The organism is Clostridium sp. (genome assembly GCF_051656525.1).
In the GTDB taxonomy this organism is placed as follows: domain Bacteria; phylum Bacillota; class Clostridia; order Clostridiales; family Clostridiaceae; genus Clostridium.
This window is the reverse complement of the sequence record NZ_JBOGCC010000041.1, coordinates 1-4,350: the sequence shown is the minus strand read 5'-3', so window position 1 is coordinate 4,350 and position 4,350 is coordinate 1. Positions and strand designations below refer to the sequence as shown.

The window sequence follows — 4,350 nt, the reverse complement described above, 5'->3', positions numbered from 1 at the left end:
AATATTCAAATAAGGATATAAAAGAAATTATAGAATCAGTAATTAATAAGACTGAATATAAGGGAACTGAAGAAAAAAGTATGGTAGTAACTAAAATAGTAGGATTTTTAATGATGTTTTTATTTTATGGAGCATTAGCTACAGGAAGCCTTTTTCTTCAAGATAGAGACTCAGGAGTATACTTAAGAGTTTTAAGTTCAGATATCTCATTTTTAGAATATACCCTTGGACAAATTTTCTATATGATGATAGTTCTTATAATTCCAACTAGCATTATTTCAGTGGGAATGATTGCGATTTTTAATATAAGTATAGAAGTTAGTATATTAGAATTCTTAAGTGTAATAGCTCTTTTAGGAACCTTAAGTGTAAGTATGATGATTCTTATAAGTAATATTTTTAAGAAAATGAACGAAGTTCAAATGAATGGTGCAATAATTGGAATGATAACAAGTCTTTTTAGCGGATGCTTAATAGCTGTAGATGGTAGTAATAAAATAATAGAAGGAATAAGAAATTTACTTCCTCAAAAAAGATTATTAGATTTTACTATAGATTTTAATATGAATGATTTAGGCTTTGTTATTTTAGCTATAAGTATATTTATTGTTATAGGAGTATATTTAGGTAAAGTAAATTATAAAAAAGGAATAAATTGATATATAGAATATAGAATTTATTTTATATGAGAATTTAAAAGGCTATGAGATTTTTATTTTAAATTTCATAGTCCTTTTATAGTGAATCAATTTAGATTTTTAGAAATATTAGAGATATTTAAAGGAATTTATTACATTTAAGTAATTCAGGTTGTAGTAAATTTTCATAATATAATATATGAAAAGTAATGAAAAAGTGATAATCAGATATAGAAGAGTATAAGAAATTTGAGAGAAAGTCTAATAAGTGCTAATATTATAAAAAGAGTAGTATTTCTAGTAGAGGAAAAGAGGTTATAATTTTTAAGGGATGGATATACTGATAAATAGAAATAAATAGAAAAGAAGGATATAGAATGAATAAAAAAGATAAGAGTGATAACGGGAAATGTATAGATTTTAAAAGTAGAAGTGAGGAAGGAAGAAAAGCAAAGAAAAATAAAGAAGAGTTTGAAAAATATTTAAGTGAAACACAATATGAACTTGATACATATAGTGATGAAGAATATGATAAGATAAAAGATTTATTTGATGACTTCTTAACAGGTGTAGAAAAAAGTTTTGAGAGAGACTGTAAAAGAAAAATGTCATGGTCAATTGAAAAAATCATTTCATTCTTAAAGAAAGATGAGATAATAGCAAAATTAATAACGCTATCAATAGGTTACTCTAAAAAAGATAAGAAGGCAGAATTAGTAGAGCATTATCTAGAAAATTATGAAAGAGTTTATAGAGAGCTATTTGAGTACATAACAGAAGATGTATATAAGGATTTAATGAAACTTAAAATTCAGGAATACAATATAGATTTAGACTTAGTAGAAGAACTTAAATATCCAGGTTTAATAGATATATTAGGAATAGGAACTATAGGTACTAATAAAGATGGTGAATTAAGATATTTTATACCAAAAGAGATAGCAGAAATAATAGATAATTTCCCATTTGAAAAAAAATCTATGAAAAGAAACAAGGAAATTGTAGAAGTAACAAAAGGATTACTTAAGGTCTATGGTGTAATTCATAAAGAGAAACTTTTAGAGTTTTTAATAGAGTATAAAATAGTTAGTAAAAAAGATGATGTAGAAAAGATAAATTCTATAATAAAAATGAATATAGCAGCAGAGGAGAGTTTGCTATTTACAGAGGGATATTATTTAGATAGTTCAATTGCATTTATTCAAGATCTTAGAGAAGTTATGAATACAGAAGGTGAATATAAAAGATTCACTAAAAAAGAAATACTCGAAGTCAAAACAATAAAGGAAGAAATAAGGGGAGCAAACTTTATAAGTATAAGAAATTTTTTAAGGCAATTTAATATTGATGAAGAAGAACTGGAAGAAGAAATATTAGAAATGTATGATATCTATCAACTAAGCACAGATGGAGAAAGAGAAATTATAAATCATATAATTATGAATTATGATATGCCAGATTCTATGATAGAAGAATATTCAAGAGAAATTCTTAATGTATTTAATAGTATGCCATACTGGAAGCTTAAAGGGTTTAGTAAAAACGAAATAGAAAATAAGAATTATAAAACTATAAATGAAATTAAGAAAAAGAGAACTGAAATGTGTATTTGTGGAAGTGGAAAAGAGTTTAGAGATTGTTGCGGTAAAAATGTGATAGAGGTTGATTTTACAAAGATAAAATAAAATTAAGAAAAAAGCTATCTAAAATAAAGTGATAGCTTTTTTTGCCTTTAATTTAAGAGGATAACAGCAGTCAGAACCAATGTGGTAAATTTCTGTAATTCCATCATGGCTATTTATAAGGCGAAGAGCCTTTTCATGAAAAGTATTCTTCATATATAGTTTTATGTATGAAATATTTGATAGTCAAAGCTCTTCTTTATTTTATTAAATAAGTAATTGATTTATTTTAAAGAAAGGAAATGTAGAAATATATATTATATTGATGATATAGTAATAGAGTAAATATTTTTTTAATGAAAGATAAAAGGAGGAAAAATGAATAAGATAAATACACTATATAAATTTAAAAATAGAGCAACAGATGATGAGATAGTAGAGAATATTGAAGATGGATTAAACTTAGATATAAGTAACTTTGCAATATTGATTTGTGCAATATTAATAGCAAGTGTTGGATTAAATATGAACTCAGTTGCAGTAATAATTGGGGCTATGCTTATTTCACCATTAATGGGAGCGATTATAGGAATTGGATATGGAATAGGAACATATAATGAAGCTTATATAAAAAGATCATTTATAATATTTATTATTGAAATAATAGTAAGCTTAGTTACAGCAACAGTTTATTTTAGTTTAACTCCAATTACAGGGGCAACGTCAGAGATGTTAGCAAGAACAACACCAACAATATTTGATGTTATAATTGCTTTTGTTGGTGGAACTGCAGGGATGATAGGATTATCAAGAGAAAGGCCGGGAAATGTATTACCTGGAGTTGCAATAGCAACAGCGCTTATGCCACCACTTTGTACAGCAGGATATGGAATAGCAACTTTAAATTTAAAAATATTTTTAGGGGCAGGGTATTTATTTTTAATAAACTCATTCTTTATTGCAATATCAACATTTTTAGTTGTTAAAGCATTAAAATTACCTAAAAAAGTATTTTTAAATAAAGAGAGGGAAAAGAAAATAAAAGGTTTAATTATAGTTTTATCAATTATAGTTATAATTCCGAGTATCGTATCTGCAGGAACGATGGTTGCAAAAAGTATAGAAGAGCATAATTTAACAAGTTTTATAAATGATGAAATAAGTCAGAATTCATATGTTCTTAATAAAAGTATAAATCAGCAGAAAAAAGAGATTGATTTAGTTGTAGTGGGAAATAGGATTACAGACGGAGATATAAAAGCATTAGATTCAAAATTACAAAATTATGGATTTTCAGGATATACTTTAAAAGTAACTCAAGACCAGGATATAAACATAGGTTCATATTTAAATAATATGAAAAATAAAGATGGGCAAATGGTAAAAGATGTTATATTAGAAAATAATGAAAATAAAGATTTTCAAAATGTAGGAAAAGAATTAAAATCCTTATATCCAGAGATAAGTGACGTAGTTATTGGAGAAGGGCAAAATACATTAAGTTCAGAAAATACAGACAAAATATTATTAGTTTATATTAAAGATAAAGAACCAGAAAAGTTAAATAAAACAAATTTAGAAAATTATCTAAAAACAGCAACAGGATATAGTAATATTATCTTAAAGATAAACTAAAGGAGTTAAAAGATGGTTAAGAAAATAGTTAAAGATATAAAATTTTTATCTCAAAAATCTATAGAAGCAACTAAAAGTGACATGCAGGTAGTTAATGATTTAGAAGATACTTTAAAAGCAAATTTAGAAGGTTGTGTAGGACTTGCAGCAAATATGATAGGAGTTAAAAAATGTATATTAGTTTTTTGTATGGGGCCTTTCATAGTTTCGATGATAAATCCCGTTATAGTGAAAAAAGAAGAGGAATATGAAACAGAAGAAAGCTGTCTTTCTTTAGTTGGATTCAGAAAAACAAAAAGATATGAGAAAATAGAAATAGAATATTTAGATAAAGAATTTAAAAAGCATAAAGAAACATTTACAGGTTTCACAGCACAAATAATTCAACATGAAGTAGATCATTTTGAAGGAATAATTATTTAGTGAAAAGGTAAAAGCTTAGTAAAACAAAAAGT

4 protein-coding genes are annotated in these 4,350 nt (G+C 25.5%); all 4 read left to right on the top strand.

Annotated elements, in window-relative coordinates:
• Positions 1-659: ABC transporter permease (locus tag ACRDDY_RS01320; RefSeq protein ID WP_438563165.1), on the top strand; the 659-nt coding region annotated here is incomplete at its 5' end.
• A gap of 356 nt (positions 660-1,015) precedes the next feature.
• Entirely contained in the window at positions 1,016-2,323 is a 1,308-nt protein-coding gene (locus ACRDDY_RS01315; protein ID WP_438563164.1) for an SEC-C metal-binding domain-containing protein, read from the top strand.
• A 315-nt stretch (positions 2,324-2,638) separates the two neighbouring features.
• Positions 2,639-3,895 (top strand): DUF389 domain-containing protein, encoded by a 1,257-nt coding sequence (locus tag ACRDDY_RS01310; protein WP_438563163.1) that lies wholly within the window; start codon positions 2,639-2,641, stop codon positions 3,893-3,895.
• 12 nt (positions 3,896-3,907) lie between these two features.
• The gene (locus ACRDDY_RS01305; RefSeq protein WP_438563162.1) at positions 3,908-4,318 is read left to right on the top strand and encodes a peptide deformylase; all 411 of its coding nucleotides are present in this window, start codon (positions 3,908-3,910) and stop codon (positions 4,316-4,318) included.
• Positions 4,319-4,350: the final 32 nt, after the last annotated feature.

Excerpts from the sequence above, each read along its gene's own strand:
- ACRDDY_RS01315 (WP_438563164.1), top strand. The coding sequence starts at position 1,016 with ATGAATAAAAAAGATAAGAGTGATAACGGGAAATGTATAGATTTTAAA.
- ACRDDY_RS01310 (WP_438563163.1), top strand. The coding sequence starts at position 2,639 with ATGAATAAGATAAATACACTATATAAATTTAAAAATAGAGCAACAGAT.
- ACRDDY_RS01305 (WP_438563162.1), top strand. The coding sequence starts at position 3,908 with ATGGTTAAGAAAATAGTTAAAGATATAAAATTTTTATCTCAAAAATCT.